Origin of the sequence: Pseudomonas sp. DWP3-1-2 (assembly GCF_049896285.1) — a bacterium.
Lineage (GTDB): Bacteria > Pseudomonadota > Gammaproteobacteria > Pseudomonadales > Pseudomonadaceae > Aquipseudomonas.
Window position 1 is genome coordinate 77532 of sequence record NZ_JAFCTZ010000011.1, and the last position, 18324, is coordinate 95855.

The 18324-nt window shown below is 56.9% G+C and carries 17 protein-coding genes; 11 read left to right on the forward strand and 6 right to left on the reverse strand.

The window, feature by feature from the left end:
• Positions 1 to 27 precede the first annotated feature (27 nt).
• From ACP7B0_RS20105 to ACP7B0_RS20125, 5 genes are all read left to right on the forward strand, one after another.
• The gene (locus ACP7B0_RS20105) at positions 28 to 489 is read left to right on the forward strand and encodes a type IV pilin protein (protein WP_426143373.1); all 462 of its coding nucleotides are present in this window, start codon (positions 28 to 30) and stop codon (positions 487 to 489) included.
• Positions 490 to 957, forward strand: a complete 468-nt coding sequence (locus ACP7B0_RS20110) for a pilus assembly FimT family protein (protein ID WP_426143374.1) — start codon at positions 490 to 492, stop codon at positions 955 to 957.
• Positions 941 to 1357, forward strand: coding sequence for a type IV pilus modification PilV family protein (locus ACP7B0_RS20115; RefSeq protein ID WP_426143375.1), 417 nt, complete (start codon positions 941 to 943; stop codon positions 1355 to 1357). Before ACP7B0_RS20110 ends, ACP7B0_RS20115 begins: the two co-directional genes overlap by 17 nt.
• Entirely contained in the window at positions 1354 to 2043 is a 690-nt protein-coding gene (locus tag ACP7B0_RS20120; protein WP_426143376.1) for a PilW family protein, read from the forward strand. The genes ACP7B0_RS20115 and ACP7B0_RS20120 overlap by 4 nt, the downstream gene beginning before the upstream one ends.
• A gap of 61 nt (positions 2044 to 2104) precedes the next feature.
• A complete protein-coding gene (locus tag ACP7B0_RS20125) occupies positions 2105 to 4189 on the forward strand; it encodes a hypothetical protein (protein WP_426143377.1) in 2085 nt (694 codons plus the stop codon).
• 160 nt (positions 4190 to 4349) lie between these two features.
• Here ACP7B0_RS20125 and ACP7B0_RS20130 read toward each other — a convergent pair whose 3' ends face one another.
• Both ACP7B0_RS20130 and ACP7B0_RS20135 read right to left on the reverse strand, forming a co-directional pair.
• Entirely contained in the window at positions 4350 to 5249 is a 900-nt protein-coding gene (locus ACP7B0_RS20130) for a universal stress protein (protein ID WP_426143378.1), read from the reverse strand.
• 183 nt (positions 5250 to 5432) lie between these two features.
• A complete protein-coding gene (locus tag ACP7B0_RS20135) occupies positions 5433 to 6851 on the reverse strand; it encodes a mannose-1-phosphate guanylyltransferase/mannose-6-phosphate isomerase (RefSeq protein WP_426143379.1) in 1419 nt (472 codons plus the stop codon).
• A 435-nt stretch (positions 6852 to 7286) separates the two neighbouring features.
• Between ACP7B0_RS20135 and ACP7B0_RS20140 the strand changes: the two genes are divergently transcribed.
• The 4 genes from ACP7B0_RS20140 (at position 7287) to ACP7B0_RS20155 (ending at position 10041) form a co-directional block, all read left to right on the forward strand.
• Complete coding sequence (locus ACP7B0_RS20140; protein WP_426143380.1) at positions 7287 to 7775, forward strand: Hcp family type VI secretion system effector; 489 nt, start codon at positions 7287 to 7289, stop codon at positions 7773 to 7775.
• A gap of 10 nt (positions 7776 to 7785) precedes the next feature.
• Positions 7786 to 8760, forward strand: a complete 975-nt coding sequence (locus ACP7B0_RS20145; protein ID WP_426143382.1) for a hypothetical protein — start codon at positions 7786 to 7788, stop codon at positions 8758 to 8760.
• Positions 8757 to 9122, forward strand: a complete 366-nt coding sequence (locus ACP7B0_RS20150; RefSeq protein WP_426143384.1) for a hypothetical protein — start codon at positions 8757 to 8759, stop codon at positions 9120 to 9122. The genes ACP7B0_RS20145 and ACP7B0_RS20150 overlap by 4 nt, the downstream gene beginning before the upstream one ends.
• Before the next feature lie 469 nt (positions 9123 to 9591).
• A complete protein-coding gene (locus ACP7B0_RS20155) occupies positions 9592 to 10041 on the forward strand; it encodes a hypothetical protein (RefSeq protein WP_426143385.1) in 450 nt (149 codons plus the stop codon).
• Between the two features lie 170 nt (positions 10042 to 10211).
• Here ACP7B0_RS20155 and ACP7B0_RS20160 read toward each other — a convergent pair whose 3' ends face one another.
• The 4 genes from ACP7B0_RS20160 to ACP7B0_RS20175 all read right to left on the reverse strand — a co-directional run bounded on the left by ACP7B0_RS20160 (position 10212) and on the right by ACP7B0_RS20175 (position 15133).
• Positions 10212 to 10550: a hypothetical protein gene (locus ACP7B0_RS20160; RefSeq protein WP_426143387.1), complete on the reverse strand. Its 339-nt coding sequence runs from the start codon at positions 10548 to 10550 to the stop codon at positions 10212 to 10214.
• 65 nt (positions 10551 to 10615) lie between these two features.
• On the reverse strand, positions 10616 to 12043 hold the full coding sequence (locus ACP7B0_RS20165; RefSeq protein WP_426143388.1) for a TolC family outer membrane protein: 1428 nt from the start codon (positions 12041 to 12043) through the stop codon (positions 10616 to 10618).
• Positions 12040 to 13365 carry an HlyD family type I secretion periplasmic adaptor subunit gene (locus ACP7B0_RS20170; RefSeq protein WP_426143389.1) on the reverse strand — a complete coding sequence of 442 codons (1326 nt, stop codon included), beginning with the start codon at positions 13363 to 13365 and terminating at the stop codon, positions 12040 to 12042. Before ACP7B0_RS20170 ends, ACP7B0_RS20165 begins: the two co-directional genes overlap by 4 nt.
• 13 nt (positions 13366 to 13378) lie before the next feature.
• Positions 13379 to 15133, reverse strand: coding sequence for a type I secretion system permease/ATPase (locus ACP7B0_RS20175; protein WP_426143391.1), 1755 nt, complete (start codon positions 15131 to 15133; stop codon positions 13379 to 13381).
• Positions 15134 to 16012: 879 nt separating this feature from the next.
• On the opposite strand from ACP7B0_RS20175, the gene ACP7B0_RS20180 reads away from it, so the two are divergent.
• Together ACP7B0_RS20180 and ACP7B0_RS20185 are read left to right on the forward strand one after the other, a co-directional pair.
• The gene (locus tag ACP7B0_RS20180; RefSeq protein WP_426143392.1) at positions 16013 to 16831 is read left to right on the forward strand and encodes a hypothetical protein; all 819 of its coding nucleotides are present in this window, start codon (positions 16013 to 16015) and stop codon (positions 16829 to 16831) included.
• Between the two features lie 17 nt (positions 16832 to 16848).
• Entirely contained in the window at positions 16849 to 18264 is a 1416-nt protein-coding gene (locus ACP7B0_RS20185; RefSeq protein ID WP_426143394.1) for a DUF4214 domain-containing protein, read from the forward strand.
• The last annotated feature ends 60 nt before the right edge of the window (positions 18265 to 18324 follow it).

Here is an 18324-nt window from a genome sequence, read left to right on the forward strand (position 1 = left end):
CACCTCTCATTTTTTGCGGATCAGATCATGCGCGTCGGCGCGATTAAATCGAATGGATTCACCCTGGTTGAATTGCTGATCACCATCGCCATTGTCGGCATTCTGGCTGGCATCGCATTCCCGGCTTATGACAGTTATGTCACCAAGAGCAAACTCAAGTCGGCTCAGGCTGATCTGGTTGCCCTCAGCCTGGTATTGGAAAACCGTTTCCAGCGTCAACTGGTCTACCCAACGACAACCGCCAGCTCTACGGCAGAGACAAAGTGTGTATCAGCCACTGGCACCACAACGTGCACCTCTGCCGCTTCTGCCTGGCAACCCAGTCAGTCCGATTCGTTCACCTACAAAATCGTCACTGCAACCACGACCACTTATAAGATCGAAGCCTTGGGCAACGCTGGCAAAGTTAATGGCTGCAGCGTCACGCTGACCCAAGACAATGTGCGCGTCATTGCTTCTTGCAGTCCGTACAACGGAAGTTGGCTGTAGATGCGCCCCAGTGGCTTCACGCTTATCGAACTGATGGTCACCATCGCGATTTTCGGCATTTTGCTGTTCATCGGCGCACCGCTTACCAAGGCCTGGACTGACAGCGCCCATCAGCGCAATGCTGCGGGCCTGTTGAAGCACGGCATCAGTCGCGCCAAGGCCACGGCGCTGCGCAACCCCGGTGCCGCGCTCGACAACGCGCCTGCGGCGGTGCTGTGCAGGTCGGGTCAGACTCTAAAGTTATTCAGCATTGCAAATGCGCAGTCCATAAATTGCGCCTCAACCAGCAACATCCTTTGGACCGCCCAACTGCCGGCCTCCACAAGCGCGCAGGCAGCAGGTGCCGAGATTACTTGCGTGGCGTTCAACAGCCGTGGTTTGGCCGTCGTGGGAGGCAGTGCCTGCACGACAACCGCCATCGACGTGATCGTCGGCAGCGAGAGCGCACTCAATGTTCTCATTATCTGACTGCGGCAAACGCAAGCAACGCGGGGATATCCTGCTTGAATCGTTGATCGGCATACTTTTGATGTCGATTATCGGTCTGGGCATCAGCTTCACATCGTCGCGGGCCGTCGTGGCTCAGCGCGACATGAAACTGCAAGGCATCGCCGTCGCTCAGATGCGCAACCTTCTGGCCCTGCACGGCAACACGCTATGCACCACCAACGCGGCACTGGCGGTCATCACCTTGCCGACGCAAACCACCACGATCCCGCTGGTCGTTGCCTGCACTGCGGCGACGGCGGTCACCATTGGCGGGCGCTCCATAACCGGCGGCGCTACCTTGGGCAAAGTCGTGCTGACCACAAGGTCCGCCGACAACAGCTTGTTCGGTGGCGTGATCCGCGTCGGTGACGAAACATGAGAGCACCGCAGCAGGGTTTCAATCTGGTCAGCCTGATGATTGGTATGACGCTGTCGATGGTCAGCATTCTGGCGATGCTGTCGCTGTACAAAAACATAATTGGCATTTCGGTAATGTCCATCCAGGACGCCACGCAGGATGGACAGATTGCCGCGGGCCTGATGATCGCTCAACGTGAACTGCTCAACGCCGGCTTCAGAATTGACCCGAATGCGGTGCCGGTCGCCAGCCGCGCCGTGCTGCTCAGTGGCGCCACGCTCAACGCCGGTACTCTGGCAGGCACGGCACAAACCATCGGTAACACGGCTGTAATCGGCAATGCCATGGTCTGGATCAGTAAAGCCACATCCACTGCCACGGCGACCTGCGCCGGGCTGCTGGTGCAAAACGGTGTGCTCAGCCGCCTGCAAGGGCCTTCCGGCTGCACTCAGGTTTCCCAATGGAACAGCACCAGCTGGACCGCTACCACGCTGATCGAAGCCAACCAGCCCGCTGCATTTTTTACCGCGCAATACGCAGGGTGCTGGCCTTTTGGCAAGATCGCCGACGCCACCAGCGGTACCACCCGTGTGCAGGTCGTATTGACGGCCACAAACAGCACCGTCGACCCCAACAGCACTGACCCGCAGCCTGCCTATGTGAAAAGCAAAAGCACGGTCTGTCTGCCCAACCTTGAAAAGGTTTAGCGCAAACCTCATGCCCATGCGATTTCCGACAAGCAAAGCATCCAGGTCTGTCCAACGAGGCATGGCCACTATTTTGGTCATGTTGCTGACAGGCATGGCGGTCACTGTGACGGCCCTGGGCATGATGTATGGCTTACGAAGCGCTCAGGAACAGCAAATGGCCAGTCATGCGACGGTGCCCGCTGAAGCACGGGCATGGGAAGGAGTGGAGTTGGTGCGCCTTTACCTGAATAGCCTGTCGACCAGTGAGGTCGCGGCCTTGACTGCACAAACCCTAACCACCAATGCATCCGGCATCACAGCCCAGATTACAGGCAAGGAAACAGTCGGCCTCCAGACCCAAGTGTCGGTCAACATCACCGGCACCAGCAGCCTTGCGACCTCCACATTGCAGGTGGTCTATCAACTCAGTCCGGCCACCAGCCCCGTTGCCAGTTCCACCAAGGCGCTGACGTTCAACGGCGATCTGGTCTATTCCGGGGGCTCTCTGTCGATTGTCGATGGCGCGGCCCTGGCCAGCATTGGCGTAAGCGGTGTGCTGAGTATCACCAACGGCGCGACAGCACTGGTTTCGGGCTGCGCAAAAGGCGGGATTACGCTGTCGGGCGGAGGTGTGGCAAGCAATGCCACGTTGCTCACCGAAGGCACGTTCACCATGAGCAGCAGCTCTGCACCCGTCAACTTGACGGTGGGCGCCAAGTCGATTGCCATTTCCCAGGACGGCGGCAGTTATCTGTCGATCAAGGCAGGCGGTTTCACCGCCAACGTTATCTCCAATAGTGCGACCATCGGTACCGCCATCGTCGGCGGCATCAAAAACGCTGACAACTCCATCACCGCATTCAACAACGGCACCGCACTCATCACGCTGACAGGCGGCAGTGTTTACACACTGGATATGAGCCTGGTCACTCAGTCCGGCAATGTCATCACTACCACTGCCGGAGCAAAGAAAATTTCCGGTAGCGGCACTCTGCCCGCCACGATTTCCCTGACGTACAACGCCGTGTACGGCGGCGATGTAGCGTTCAAGACCGCAACGGTGAACACGTTTTGGGGCTACACCTTTGCCTTGACTGGCTGGAGCGCCAACTATCCTGTGCTCAAGGCTCACGGCAACGTGTCGATCCTGACCGCCAACATTGGCCAGTTTCAGGGTGGCGGGAATCTGAGCGTCCAGCAATACAACACACCGACGTTCAGCAGCCCCAGTCAGATCGCCGGCACCTTGCGCAATATGAATGGCAGCGCCTATTCCGGCGGAACGATCAACAACCTGACGACCGCAGTCGCCAACGCATCTCCTGGCTTGCCCGGTGTGCCCTATTGCGACCTGACGTTCAAGTCCGTAGACGTGACAGCTCTGCAAAGTCAGGCCAACTACGTCTTTTATTTCAACGGCAGCACGCCGATGCTCAAGATCCAGAACATCAAAAAAGCTGACGGAACGGCAGTTGCGGAAGGTCCGTATAACCTGGCAACCACCGACCTGCGCAAGCTCGGTGGTGTCAACTTCATGATTTGCGGCTACGGAAACAACACCTGTGGCAAGACCGCGACGCCGAGCACCGGCTGGACACTCACTGGCATCACTGCATTCCCCACCGGCGTGCTGTGGTTTCAAGGCAACGTCAGCTTCGATGGCGTTCAAGGCAGCAGGTTGACCAACACCGTGCTCACCACGGGTAACGTCACCCTGACCGGCAGTGGTCACATCCCACTCTACGCACCGAATTTTTCCGGTTACACAAACTTGTGTACGGATTCGTTCTGGCCTACGAATCTGTGCAACAAAGCCGCCAGCCCGCCAGCGCTAGCCAGTTGGACGGACTCAGCTGGCGTGTCTCATTCAGGCATTCCTATCGGCAACGTCGCCATCGAAGCCGAAGGCACACTCACCACCAGCGGCTGGAACATCTACGGCAACGTCATTCTCGGCGGCGTCATTAATACGTCGGGTGCAACCACCACTATCCAGGGCGGTGTGTCTACTGGCGCAAACACACCCGGCCAGACCAACATCAGTCAGGGCGGCATTGCCATCGATGTCTCCACACTCACCACAGACCAAACCACAACCGACACCACATCCACCGGCACAGCCAGCGCTGCCAGCACTAAAGTGCTCTGGGTCCGGGCGCTTTGATCGCAGCCCTTGGTAGCAGCCCTTGGTAGCAGCCTGTGAGCCACCGAACGCAAGGCCAGCGGGGAAATCTTTCGTCTGGTCAGCATCTGTCCCGCATGAACACAGACCAGGCACTCAGCGACAGCGGCGTTACGGCCGATGAAATCCAACAGCAGCTGACTCAGATCAGATGGCTGCCCGGCTTGAGGGTCAATACGCTGCATGCCTGAATCTGCAACACCCGCTCGGTGGTATCGCCGATCAGCTTGCCCAGCCCTTTAGGCTGCACGGCGCCCATGACCACCACGTCAGCCTTCAGCTCCTCGACCAGTTCCTTGATAACCCCCACAGGCGATCCCATGCGGAAGTGCCGACGACCGTCCGGCATGTGGCAACTGTCCGCCAGCGCCTTGAAAGGCTCGAACAATGCCGTGCGCAGTTCTTCAGTCCAGGACACTGCGGCCGAGGCTTGAGCCGTGAACGCGGGGCTCAAGTCATAGGCATACACCAGGTGCAACTCGGCGCAGCACTGCCGGGCGAAAGCTTCGGCCACCTTGATGATCTCTTCATTGAAGCGCTGCAAAGCCGGTTCGCTGGTGGACGGATCGACGGCGGCAACGACAATGCGGGGCAGGTCCCGCGCACCCCGATTCACAAAAAGCACGGGCACGGTGCTGGCATGCAGCAGATCCCAATCCAGCGGCGTCACAAATACACGCTTGAGCATCGGCAGCGTCTGCGTGCCCTTGATCACCACGTCGGGCTTGAGCTCGCGGATGCAAATCAGGATTTGCGTCAGCGGATCTTCCGTCCAGATCGCCTCGCACGTGACGTGCGCATGCTTGTTCTGCAACTGCTTGACCGACGCCTGCACCCAGTCCTTGTAACGTTCGAAGTACTCCGCCCGCTCCTCTTCGCTCATCTTCAGCTCAAGCACCGGTATTCTCGACGGCTCCTGCACCAGCGCCAGCACATGAATGCTCGCGTCCGTGCCCGCTACCAGGGCCAGCGCTCGTTCAGTTGCCGCCGAATCGGGCAAGTCATCGTCGGCAATGAGTAACAACCGTTGGTACTGGCTCATGTCACGTCTCCATCAAGGAAGGGGGCCCATTGATGCGGAGCGCGGGCCACGCTCTCAAGTGTCGGACGAAGCCACACGGCGAGCTTGATATCCGTCAATGAAAGCGGGGATGGGGGGCACATAACCAAAAAACCCGCGTCCAGGACGCGGGTTTCTTCAGGTGCGATACAAACGGCGTAGCGCTTACTTGGCCAGACGCCCGTAACGGTCTTCGAAGCGCACGATATCGTCCTCGCCCAGATAAGACCCGGACTGCACTTCGATCAGTTCCAGCGGCACTTTGCCGGGGTTGGACAGCGAGTGCTTGATGCCCAGCGGGATATACGTGGACTGGTTCTCGGAAAGAATCAGTTCCTTGTCGCCGCAGATAACCCGCGCCGTACCCGACACCACGATCCAGTGTTCGGCACGATGGTAATGCATCTGCAACGACAGGCATTCGCCCGGCAAAACGCTGATGCGCTTGACCTGATAGCGCTCGCCCTTGTCCACGGTGTCGTAATGGCCCCAAGGGCGCATGACCAGCGGATGGGTCACAAACTCGGCGCGCTCTTCGGCCTGCAGACGCTTGACCACGTCCTTGACCTGCTGGCTGTTGTGCTTGTTGGCAACCAGCACGGCGTCCTTGGTTTCGATGACGATCAGGTCTTCCAGACCAACGGTGGCCACCAGACGGTGATGGGACTGCACCAGACAGTTATGCGTGTCGATGGCCATCACATCACCTTCGAGGCGATTCCTGTCAGCGTCATGCGGGCCCACGTCCCAGATCGCCGCCCAGCTACCCAGGTCATTCCAGCCCGCATCCAGCGGCACCACCAGACCGGCGGCGGTGTGTTCCATCACCGCGTAGTCCACCGACTCGTCGGCACACAGCGCGAACTGTTCGGCCGGGATATGCAGGAAGTGACTGTCGGCGTCTGCCTGACTCAGGGCAACCCGGCACGCGGACAGAATGTCCGGGCGATGCCGGCCCAGCTCCTTGAGGAACACCGAAGCGCGGAACATGAACATGCCGCTGTTCCACAGGTAAGCGCCTGAGGACAGATACTCCTCGGCCATCTCCGGCGAAGGTTTTTCCTTGAACGCCCCAATGGCAAAAGCGCCCTGCTCGATGGCCGCGCCGCACTGGATGTAACCAAAACCGGTCTCGGCGTGGGTCGGCGTGATACCAAAGGTCACCAGACGCCCCGCTTCGGCGTGGGCCTGGGCCACACGCACGGCCTCGCGAAACGCGTTTTCGTCATGGATATGGTGATCGGCGGCCAGCACCAGCAGGATCGGATCACTGCCATCGGCGGTGGCTTCCAGCGCAGCCAGGGCAATGGCCGGGGCAGTGTTGCGGGCCAACGGCTCAAGAATGATCCGGCGACCGCTCATCTTCGCTACGCGCAGTTGCTCAGCCACGATAAAACGGTGATTTTCGTTACTGACCACCACCGCAGGCGAATGCTCAAGGCCTTGCAGCCGAGCCAGCGTGCGCTGAAACATCGTTCCCTGATCCTGACCGTCAAGGGCAAGAAACTGCTTGGGAAAGCTTTGGCGCGAAAGCGGCCACAAACGCGAACCATTGCCGCCAGCCAGGATTACAGGGGTAAACATAGAAACTCCATTCGTTTGCGTATGGGCGTAGCGAGCCGAGCATTATCCGGGGGCTATAAAGGGGATGCAACATGGTGTGTCATATCGTACGAAAGAACTTTCAATAGACCCGGAATAACCCTGCACAAGTGATGGCTATCAAGGCTTGGCCCGAACACGCTGAAAACAGCTCATCAACACCAGTCTCAGCATAAAACCGGGTGCAACTCCAATGATGGACGGCCACAGGTGGTTCCCAATCCCGTTTTTCGACCGGGATTCCCTTCGTAGCATCTCCCATAAAAACCTTGTGGGAATGGTTGGTAACTATTTGTAGTTGTAGGCGCTTTCCCAAAAGCTCTCAAAACAGGGGATTTCAACACTTTGTTTAATGACTCGTCCCACGCCCAAACTTATCGTCCTGATCTTCAACCAAGGGATCAGGGACGTTGTTTCATGGCATTCGATGCATTTATCAAGATTGATGGGATTCCAGGTGACGCGCTGGACGACGGGCATAAGAACTGGATCGAGATCATCGATTACAGCTTTGGTGCCCGACAAAGCATTTCCTCAACCGCCAGCTCTTCCGGTGGTGCAACGGCAGGCGGCGCCGACCTCACCGATTTGCGGTTCACCAAACGACTGGACAGCGCGAGCAGCAAACTCTTCGAGGCCAGTTGCAAAGGCACTCATCTCAAAAACGTCGTGCTGTCACTCAACCGCGCGGGCGGCGACAAACTCCGTTATTTCGAAATCCAACTTGAGGAAGTGCTGATTTCCAATTTTTCCCAAGTGGGTGAGGCCGACCAGCCGCTGGAAATCATCCATCTCAATTACGGCCGCATTAAAACCGCCTACACCCACCAGAGCCGCGCCGATGGGCAAGCGGGTGGCAACATCTGCGGCGGCTGGGATCGCATCGCCTGCAAGCCTTACGCTTGAGCGCCCCGCCATGGCCAGAACCTATGCGTTCATCAACGACGAAGTGAAAAACTACTCAGAGCTCAGGGAAGCCGTACTGACCAGCGTCAGTGCGCGAAAACGCTTCGACCGCCTCAACCCGCATATCCTCAACTCAGTGGTGTTGCCCGGGCAGTTGGTCATCGTCAGCGACCACTCGGGCAGCCTGTGCACCCCAGAGGAACAAAAACTGATGTGGCTGGCCAGTGACATTCGCGACAGCCTGGTCAGTAATGGCTACACCGGCAGCAAGGTTATGGTGCAGAACTATGACTTGCTGCAAAGCCTCATGTCCTACGGCTCCATCGGCATAGGCAGCGCCACCGCCGCGTGGAGCAAACACCTTAAGCAGGTTGAAGAGACCCTCAAAGATATTGAAAGGCTGCACCACCGCTGGAAATCCGGAGTTCTCTCAAAAGACCAGTTCATTGCCCAGCGTCAACTTCTGTTCGCCAAGCTGAAAACCCAGCTTCACGGCATTGGACGTTTCGGCACGGGCCTCAAGATCCAGTCAAATATCAAGGATATGCTCGGCATTTCCAGCAAAAGCTACCTGCACAAGGGTGAAATTGCCGGATACGCCAGAACCGTAAAAAGTATTTCGAAAACAGCCAGTGCATTGAGCAAAGGCACTTACGTCGGCGTTGCCCTGGACGTAGGCGCGGGCGCTTTGGACATTCAGGAAGCCTGCTCGGTTGGACGCGAGGAGCAGTGTAAGCAGGCTAAGTACGTGGAGGGAGGAAAGATGGCGTTCGGAATTCCTGCTGCAGCCGCCGGGGGTACTGCAGGCTTAGTCGTCTCCGGTGCGGTCTGCCTCGCGTTAGGCGTACCTTCTGGTGGTGCGAGTCTATTAGTCTGCGGAATTATCGGCGGGGCAGTTGGGGGCTGGGGGGCCGGCAAGGCGGGATCTGCAGGCGGGGAATCTCTGGGTAAACATATTTATGAGTATGTGAATGGCGATCAATGAGCATTCTTGAAGGGATAGCGTTGATTTTGCTGATCGTCACTTTCGTCAATTATTTCATGCTCCTATACGTTGCTTTTTTTGTACTCGACGACATTGAGGCGATGCTGGCGAACACCAGAATCGTCGTTGATGCACGCGTTGCAGGGAGGGGACTTGGAGTCGTCGGCAGGTTATATCGGGTAGGCATGCTGTTTAACGCGCTATTTTTTTCACGTTGCTGGAGCAAGAAAGGTCTTGTCGACCTTGATGAACTATCAAAAATCCCCAGGAAAAAAAGGTACTGGGTATACGTAACAATAATAACCGCCGTCGTGACGTCGGCGAGCCTGCCCATGGCTTTACATGGCCTTGGCCGCTTATGACTGGGCAAGCTTGAACACAGGGGCCACCCAGGCAGCGCTGGCGATCTGCTCGCGGGCCATCCAGTTCCACGCCCACTTCCCCGAGTGGATGGCCGTCGTCTGGGCAGTTTCGATGCTTATCAATTGCTTCGTAATGCTTTACGTCAATCAGTGCATTTTGCCGAAGGTTGAAGACCAACTGAAGAATTGCACACTGGTAGCCGATGCCCGGAGGTTTTGGGGGCTGACGGGGTATATCGGGAAAACGCAGCGGTCTGCTGCGGTGTTTCTCGCGTTGACGTCTACACGCAGTCTGAGCAAAAAAGGGATGGTAGACATGGATGAAATCAGCAGAATTTCCCCTGGCCACAGGCGATGGATATGTATTCCCATATGGACCGGCGGGGCCAACGTCCTTTCCGGGATATGGATTCAGGTCTTGTTGGGGCAGTTGTGGTGAAGCAACGCTGCGGCATCGCCGGAGGCGCTTATGGAGCATGAGCTTTGGGCCAGGGAGGCAACGAATTTGGCGAACTTGCGGGCACCGTGTTTTATGGGGTTTTCGGCGATGAATAAGGAGTTCTTGACGTGGGTGGTGCTCGCTTCATCATTCTCGATAATCCTGAACTGTCTGGTCATGCTTTACGTCGATCACTTCATTCTGCCCAAGGTTGAGGACCAGTTAAAAAACTGCAAACTGGTCGCCAGCGCGAGAGCCTTTTGGGGGCTTACGGGTAAAATCGGGAAGATACAGCGGTCTGCGATGGTGTATCTCGCGCTGACTTCTACGCTGCGCTTGAGTGAAAAGGGCATGGTGGATATTGATGAAGTCCGTCGGGTTTCACGCAGGGACAGACGATGGATATGTATTCCCATGTGGGTATTTATAGTCAGCATGTCATCCGGAATGATTGCGATGACGTTATTGCGCAAGCTGTGATGACACGCGGGATTTAAATCACACTCAATGCAACCGATGACGAATCTGGATCTGTGCCAATGCCATGCCCTCGTAGAAGGACTTGGCATTCCATTTCAGACTGTAGCGCTTGGCTGGCTTATTCGGATTGAATGGCTACGCCCGTAATCCCGATAAAGCCTGACCCACCCTTACTCTTCCGTCGCCGCCTGACAGCCGAGCAGGTCATCGTCATCGATGGAGAATTTTTCCGAAGCGCTGATTTGCTGGTTCTTTACGATGCACTCGTCTTCGTCCTGATCCACCAGACGCACATCCCACTTGCCTGGGTTAACACCGGTCAACGTCAGGGTCATGCCTGGCTTGAGGACTTTCTGGCCCAAGTGGTCATTACCCCAATCGTCCTGGCTGGACGGGGCGAAGTAGATCTCGTGGATCTCCCAGGACGAGTTGTTTTCGATATTGATCGTTGCAGCGAACGCCTGCGCAGCGAAAAGCGAAAGGCCAGCGGCGGCAAGAATGTGTTTCATGGGAGGTCTCAAGGTGGCGTTCAGGTGATATTGAAACGCCACAATGATTGCTGCCCGTCAAGCCGTCAACGGCGAGCAGGCAATGGCGCGGGTTTATCCGTCAGGGATTTAGTACCGGTAGGCTCTGTCTTGGCAGCCAGTTCGACGCCACCGAGCCAGACGTTGACGGCGTCTACGCTTTCTTCAGGCGGGCGGCCGGCCCAGCGGTTCAGGATGAACAGGTTGGTGATGAAGTCGTATTGAGCCTTCAGCAGGTCGCGACGCGCCTTGAATTCAGCCTGCACGGCGGTCAGTACATCGACCGAGTTCTTCACGCCATAAGCGAAAGCCTTTTGCGACGCGATGCTGGACTGCTCTGCCGAGGCCAGGGCGTTTTTACTGGCGCGAATCTTTTCCACGCTGGACACGGCTGTCAGGTAAGCATTCGTCGTTTCCTTGACCACTTGGCGGCGCACGCCTTCCACTTCCTGTTCGATTGCCAGTTGTTCGTCGTACAGCCCGCGTACCCGTGCCGACGTCGAGCCGCCGCTGTAGATCGGCACTTTTACGCCAATGGTGGCCACGTAACTGTCGCTGCGCGGTGACTGGGTGTTGTCATAACCCACGTCGCTTCGCTGGGCGCCGAGGCTGAACGTCAATGTCGGGTAATGACCGCCCTTGCCTTCGCGCACGGCGGCATTGGCCACGTCCAGGCCGCGTTCATGGGCCTTGAGCAATGGGTTGCTGTCCATGGCCTGCATGACCCAAATGTCCATGGACTTGCCTGGCGCCTGCAAGGCGATATCGTTTCTGATTCGGCTCAGGGGTTCGGTAATGGGGCGACCGACAATTTCAGACAGACCTGCCCGGGTCAATCGCACCTGATTACGCGCCTCGACCTCTTGCGCAGCGAGCAAATCAACACGCGCCTTGAGATCCAGCACGTCGGTGACCATGGCCATTTGCTTGTCATACATCGCCGTAACGCGATCCAGGCTGTTTTGCGTGGCGCGGCGTTCGGCCATCAGCAATTCGAGTTCGTCATCGGCAGACAAGGCCATGAAGTAGCGCTTGGCCAGATCGACAGTGGCTTCAGCCTGAGCGTCATCGGCCTGCAAGGCTTTCTGGCTGGTGACGCTTTTGGCCTTCTGATAACCCTCCCAGACCGTCTTGTTGTAAAGAGCTTGGGTAAGGTTCAGGGAGTAGCTGGCGTTGTCGTAGATTTCCCGGTTTGTTTCGTCCTTGCGCAGAATCCGGTTGGAGTTGGTGTTCGCGGTCACCTGTGGGAGTAAACCACCAAACGCTTCACGCTCTTTCTCGGCCGCCGACTGGGCGCGCAGATAAGCGGCCAGTATTCGCGGATCTTCAAGACGGGATTCGTGATACAGCGCCATCAGATCGGTTGTGTACGCCGAGGCGCTGGTGGCTTGTGGTGCCACCGGTTGCGCGGCGTCGACGTGCAGTGTCACCAGCCCCAGAACAGCCACTACGGGTAAGAAACGCAGCACGATCATTCCTCGATCATCGACTTGGCAAACAAATTGCGCGCAGGCTTCATCAGGTACTGCAGCATGGTGCGATCACCGGCATTGATCAGCACCTCGGCTGGCATACCCGGTTGCAGCTTGCGATCACCGAGCTTTTCCATCCCGTCGTCGGTCACTTTGACCCGGACCAGGTAATAAGCATCACCGGTTTGCTGATCGGTCAGGCGGTCAGCCGAAACGCGGGTCACAATGCCCTCAATAACAGGCGTGGTTGCGCTGTTGAACGCACTGAACCGGATATCGGTCAGTTTGCCCAAGGCAATGCGGTCGATGTCCGTCGTGGCGACATGGGCTTCAACGATCAGCTCCGAAGAGGCTGGCACGATATCCAGCAGCGGCGTTCCCGCACCGACCACACCACCGATGGTGTGAACTTTCATGTCCAGCACCATGCCGTCTTCCGGTGCCCGGATCACGATACGAGACAAACGATCTTCAAGGGCCGAGGCTTTTTCCTGCAGGTCAAACACCTGGGCCTGCACATCGCTCAATTCCTTTGCCACATCGGAGCTGAATTTCTTGTTCAACTGAACGATCTGCAGTTCGGTTTCGTTGATCTGCAATCGGGTCTGGGTGATGTTCGACTCGTGATCGGCAATTTCAGACTTGAGCATGTCCAGCTTGCGCTCCTGCTCAAGCAAGCGCTGTTTGTCCATGAAGCCCTGCGCCAGAAGGTCCTTAAGCTCGGTGATTTCACCGCTGTAGGATTTGCCCAGGCTCTGCTTGGAGCGAATCATCTCCTTGAGGCCCGCAATTTGCTGTTTCAGCTGGCCCACGCGTTCCTGCTGAACGGATATTTCGCCCAATCGAGAGTCATGCCGGGCTTTGAACACCTGGGCTTCGCCATCAATGGCTTCCTGGGCACGCTCACTGTCCGTGCCGCTGATCGCCAACGGCGGGATAGCCGAAAGGTCATCGCGCTCGGCGCGCAAGCGGGCTTCCTTGGCCTTGGCGGAAATCAACTGGTTGCGCGTGGATTCGTATTCGGAACTCAGCTGCGAGTCGTCCAGCACAATCAAGGGGTCGCCCTTGTGCACCGTGTCGCCATCGCGAGCCAGCAGTTCTTTAACAATGCCGCCTTCCAGATGCTGCACCGTCTTGCGGTACGTCTGCACCGTCACGACACCGGTGCCGTAGACCGCATTGCCCAGCGGCGCAAAGGCGGCCCATGTGCCAAACAGACCGAAGGTCACAAAAACAATGGTCAGGCCGATCCGGCGTATGCCGCGGTCGGAAGTCGGCATGTCATCAGAAGGCTCGTCGAGCACGTTCAGCGCATTACTGCTCATGTATGAATTCCTTTCACGCGCTAGGTTGCGTGGGTGCAACGTCAGTGACAGCAGATGCAGCGGGAGCCACCCGTTGCTGGGCTTTTGCCTGCTGCTGGGCGAGTTCGGCGATGACCTGGTCCCGCGAGCCATACATCGTAATGTTGCCGTTGGCCATGACCATGATCCGGTCAAGCCGCGAGAGAATGCTCGGGCGGTGGGAAATGATAAACACCGTCGCACCGGTTTCCTTGATCTTCTGCAACGCCACAGCCAACGCTTTCTCGCCCACGTCATCCAGGTTGGAGTTGGGTTCATCCAGCACAATCAACCGGGGGCTACCGTAAATGGCGCGCGCCAGGCCAATACGTTGACGCTGGCCACCGGAAAGGTTGATGCCCTCGCTGCCGATAACGGTGTCATAGCCATCAGGCAACTGCAGAATCATTTCATGAACACCCGCAACCCGGGCAGCCAGCACGACTTTCTCAGGGTCTACCTTGCCGAATCGGGCCACGTTATCGCTGATGGTGCCCTCGAACAGCTCGATATCCTGGGGCAGATAACCCAGATGCGGGCCCAGTTTCTGCTTGTCCCAGGCAGCGATATCAGCGCCGTCCAGACGCACGGTGCCGTGCTGGGGCGGCCAGATACCCAATAAAGCACGGGCCAGCGTCGATTTACCGGCAGCACTGGGGCCAACAATGCCCACGATGGAGCCCGCCGGAGCGACAAAACTCATGTTGCGAATGACCGCTGCTTTGGCGCCGGGCGGGGCAATCACCAGATTCTCGACCTGGATATGGCCTTCCGGATCAGGCAACGACATGCGCTGCGGCTCCGCATTGAGTTTTTCGAGCGTCTCGTTCAGCCGGCCATATTGCACACGCGCCGCAACGAAACCTTTCCAGCTGCCAATCATCTGGTCGATAGGCGACAACGCACGGCCCAGCAACAGGGAGCCGGCCATCAGCAAACCCGGGTTGATCTCATGGGTGATCACCAGATAAGCCCCCAAGGCCAGCATGATCGACTGCGCCCAATTCCTGAACGTCTTGGAGATTGAAGTAATAATGCCGCTTTTGTCACTGGCTTGGGATTGCAGCACCAGCACGCGACGCTGACGCACGGCCCAGCGTGCCATCAAGGTATTGAGCATCCCCATGGACTCGATCACTTCGGCGTTACGCAGGTTCTTGGAGGTTTGCAGCGTGGCGATGACGCTCTGCTGGTTTGCTTCAGTCAAAGCCTTGCTGGTGTAGCGGTTGTTCAAAAATGCCAATGCCACCAGCACGCATGCAGAACCCACGGTCATCCAGCCAAACCAAGGGTGGAACAAGAACATGACAGCGGTATAAATCGGCAGCCAAGGGGCGTCGAAAAACGCAAACAGGCCGTTACCGGTCAAGAACTGACGCAACGATGTCAGGTCGTTAAGTGATTGTGCAGAGGCGTCCATGCCGCCACTGCTCAACGCCTTCTTGAAACTGGCGCGGTACACATCACGGCTGAGCATCGCGTCAAGGCGGTTGCTGATACGGACCATGATCCTTGAGCGCACCCACTCCAGCGAACCGAGAGTCAGCATCAATATCGTCATGATCAGGGTCAGCATGATCAGGGTTGAGGTGCTGCTACTGGGCACGACGCGCCCGGAAACCTGGATCATGTAAAAGGTGGGGACCAGCATTAAGGCGTTTACAAACAAGCTGAAAAAACCAACCGAGATAAAACTGCCTTTGCAAGCCTTCAGGGCCGCCTGCAAGTTATTTTCGTGTGAGCGACTCATAGAATCCATACTGATGAGAGGGGCGTGAACGCGCAGCAGTGTACCATCCGGTTTCCCACCAGACAGCATTAAAGGGCCATCAAAGTAACCGCAGCGCTGTCATTTGCCAATGAAAGATTCTTTAAGAACACAGTAGCCACGATCAACAACCCAAACAGCTAAAAGACCTATTCCTTATAAGTTCCATTTAGTTTTCACTGAGCCGACGAAGTGCAACGCGCACGTCAGCGCCTGGGTGAACCTTCCATTTATGTCGTATTAGGGGATTTCATCGCAAGAGCTCAGTGTGGCGTACATTCATACTTCAACCGCACATACACCGGCCAATCCGGCCTGGACAGCATGTCTGAATGCCATCAAGCCAGACGTGAACTTCTGACGCCATACTCAAAAACGGTTCAGCTGTCCAGCGTCAAACGCTTGAAATGCAAGCCCTACAGGTCAACGATGGGTCCCCCCCACAAAGCTACTTGCCTCGCATCGAGGCATATACGCCATGCCCGTCCCATGGGAGCTCCGCAAGGCCCGTCCAATTCAGTCATTCAGAACTGTTCAAAAGTGTTCAATTTGCCCGCAGGATCTGGCCTGACGCAGTGTTCGCGGGTCATCTAATGAAACATATCAGCGGCAAATTCTTTCCCATCCCGCCTAAAGAAATTTCCTATGGCTCCAATTGACTTTTCCTACGGATAGACTAATCTCGACCCTCGGTAGCCACCATAGCGCCATTAAGTTATTAGGCAGTGCCTGTGAAACAGTTGGAAGTCAAGTTGAATGACTGATGTACCAACTCAGGATAAGAAGGAAGCTTATTGAGTGCAGTCGCCAAAACTAGATGGCTTGAAGATAAGCTCCCGCGTCACGCTGCTGGAGCCTGGGATGTATATCTTCCGCTATGCGTCGCAGCCCCCTGCTGACAAGCCTGTCTGCATCGCATTGCAGCAAGCGCCGCTTGGCAAGGGTGGGATTGATTTTTTCCCGGCTGAAGGCGTCAGCAAGAACATGCTGACCCGGCTGGGCGATACGATCGTCGCTCGCGTCAAAGGTGGGACTACCACCGTCCTGATCACCGAATATCACATGTTTGATGCCGTCATCGATCCGATTGACCTGCGCATCGACCGCATCGACACCTCCCCTGCCATCATGCGCAACTTCGCCGTTGTAGCAACGCCTGAACCTGCGCCCGCCATCGAGTCAAGCCAGGCGCCTGTGGCGCTGAAACTCATTGCGCACCTGCAACGAATTGGCGATGTGGAATCCACTGAAGGCTGGGTCGGCGAGCATGACGGCACCAAGCGCCTCGAAGGTTTTTCCGTGGTCTGGGATAAAAAGCCCGCTGGCGTGGATCTGGTTTACACCTCCACCGTCGCAGGCTCAGGCCCTAGCCCGAATGTTCCCACTGGCGTCTTTACCGGTACCCGTGGCAAATCTCTTCCTCTGGTGTCTGCCGGCTTCAGCCTGGTAGGACCCAACCGTCATTTATTCGAATTGTCTGGCCACATCGTGTTCAGCGGCGCTTCGCCGCAACTCGTTGTCGCCAACCAGATGATGTATGGCCCCACAGGCACCGAGCCTCTGGTGGCGCTGCACATCTCCATTACACCCGTTACGAAGATGAACGCTGCCCGCTATAAGTCTCCGTGGGAAAACTCTGCATTGACGCAGAAAATTAGTAGCACAGGCCAGATGGCCTGAAGTATCAGGAATTCCACATGCAATACGACAGCCCAATCACGAATACCGAGTTCCAAACTTTTCTGGACACCGCCAGCATTTCGACCAACACAGTCGCCGCGATCAGCACTCTGCTGGATCTGGAAAACGCTGAAACCATCAACCTGGCTAGCTGGGACGGCGTAAATGCTCCGGAAATCCCAACCGGTCAGGAAGGCGCTGCTGACGTAGTAATCGTTAACGTTCCGGGTGCTGCTACTGATCTGGTTACCGTTGAAGTTCCTGCTTCCCTGGACTCGGCTAAAGCATTCGTATTCGATAGCAGCGCTAGCCTGAATGTAACCTTTGACGCTCCAGTTGCCACTGAATCAGCTTCCCTGGCTCGCGTTGCTGTTGCTGCTGACACTGGCATCCAGTTCCTGGTTACCACTGGTGAAGGCAATGACGTGATCACCGTTAATGGCGATCAGAACTCCTACATCGACGTTGGCAATGGTAATGACACCGTTGTAACTGGCAACGGCAACAACACTGTTGTAGCTGGCGCTGGTAACAACAACATCACCACCGGTACCGGTAACGACACCGTCATCCTGAGTGGCTCTGCTGACGTCGTTAACACTGGCGCTGGCTACGATGTTGTTCAGCTGGAAGGCACGTCTTCTGACTACACCTTCACCGCTGGCAACAGCAATAACGTGAACCTGACCGGTACTCAAACTGCCGCGATCACTGGTGCCGAGTTCCTGACCTTCACCGACGGTGGCACTGTTGCCCTGGCACAAAGCGAAGCTGAAGCTTCTGCTCTGCGTCTGTACGAAGGCATCCTGGGTCGCGACGCTGATCAAGCTGGCGCCGAAGCGTTCACTGGTTTGGTTGAGGCTGGCACTTCGCTGACCGACATCGCTAACCAGTTCCTGAACTCTGCCGAGTTCGGTGGTGCTGCCACTGAAGCTTCCATCGACGATCTGTACACCGCCCTGTTGGGTCGTGCTGCTGATGGCGCCGGTTCGGATAGCTGGGAAGCGATCATCGCCAACGGCGGTTCGTTGGCCGATGTAGCTGCTGGCATTGCCGGTTCTGCTGAAGCACAAGAGCTGGATCAGTCGAACGGCGATTTCGTCCGTGAGCTGTACACCACCGCTCTGGGTCGCACTGCAGACGAAGCGGGTCTGGACGCTTGGGTCAACCTGCTGTTCAACGGCACTAGCCGTGGCGAAGTGGCTGCAGGCATTGTTGGTTCGACTGAAGCCGCTAGCAAAACTGACAGCGACTTCATCGACGCTCTGTACCTGAGCGCAACTGGCCGCGCAGCTGATGAAGCTGGCAAGGCTGGCTGGACTGCAGTACTGGCTAACGGCGGCACTGAAGCTGACGTCGCTATCGGTATCGTGGGTTCGGCAGAAGCAATCGCACACAACGACAACGTCGTTGTTCTTCACGGCGCAGTTTAACGACTAGCCTTGTCGTAGCGATGGATACGCCCAGCCGCAAGGCTGGGTAGTATGCGAAAA

Bases quoted from the DNA above. Each gene is read 5' to 3' on its own strand.
- ACP7B0_RS20105 (WP_426143373.1), top strand. From the start codon at position 28: ATGCGCGTCGGCGCGATTAAATCGAATGGATTCACCCTGGTTGAATTG.
- ACP7B0_RS20110 (WP_426143374.1), top strand. From the start codon at position 490: ATGCGCCCCAGTGGCTTCACGCTTATCGAACTGATGGTCACCATCGCG.
- ACP7B0_RS20115 (WP_426143375.1), top strand. From the start codon at position 941: ATGTTCTCATTATCTGACTGCGGCAAACGCAAGCAACGCGGGGATATC.
- ACP7B0_RS20120 (WP_426143376.1), top strand. From the start codon at position 1,354: ATGAGAGCACCGCAGCAGGGTTTCAATCTGGTCAGCCTGATGATTGGT.
- ACP7B0_RS20125 (WP_426143377.1), top strand. From the start codon at position 2,105: ATGGCCACTATTTTGGTCATGTTGCTGACAGGCATGGCGGTCACTGTG.
- ACP7B0_RS20130 (WP_426143378.1), bottom strand. From the start codon at position 5,249: ATGAGCCAGTACCAACGGTTGTTACTCATTGCCGACGATGACTTGCCC.
- ACP7B0_RS20135 (WP_426143379.1), bottom strand. From the start codon at position 6,851: ATGTTTACCCCTGTAATCCTGGCTGGCGGCAATGGTTCGCGTTTGTGG.
- ACP7B0_RS20140 (WP_426143380.1), top strand. From the start codon at position 7,287: ATGGCATTCGATGCATTTATCAAGATTGATGGGATTCCAGGTGACGCG.
- ACP7B0_RS20145 (WP_426143382.1), top strand. From the start codon at position 7,786: ATGGCCAGAACCTATGCGTTCATCAACGACGAAGTGAAAAACTACTCA.
- ACP7B0_RS20150 (WP_426143384.1), top strand. From the start codon at position 8,757: ATGAGCATTCTTGAAGGGATAGCGTTGATTTTGCTGATCGTCACTTTC.
- ACP7B0_RS20155 (WP_426143385.1), top strand. From the start codon at position 9,592: ATGGAGCATGAGCTTTGGGCCAGGGAGGCAACGAATTTGGCGAACTTG.
- ACP7B0_RS20160 (WP_426143387.1), bottom strand. From the start codon at position 10,550: ATGAAACACATTCTTGCCGCCGCTGGCCTTTCGCTTTTCGCTGCGCAG.
- ACP7B0_RS20165 (WP_426143388.1), bottom strand. From the start codon at position 12,043: ATGATCGTGCTGCGTTTCTTACCCGTAGTGGCTGTTCTGGGGCTGGTG.
- ACP7B0_RS20170 (WP_426143389.1), bottom strand. From the start codon at position 13,365: ATGAGCAGTAATGCGCTGAACGTGCTCGACGAGCCTTCTGATGACATG.
- ACP7B0_RS20175 (WP_426143391.1), bottom strand. From the start codon at position 15,133: ATGAGTCGCTCACACGAAAATAACTTGCAGGCGGCCCTGAAGGCTTGC.
- ACP7B0_RS20180 (WP_426143392.1), top strand. From the start codon at position 16,013: ATGTATATCTTCCGCTATGCGTCGCAGCCCCCTGCTGACAAGCCTGTC.
- ACP7B0_RS20185 (WP_426143394.1), top strand. From the start codon at position 16,849: ATGCAATACGACAGCCCAATCACGAATACCGAGTTCCAAACTTTTCTG.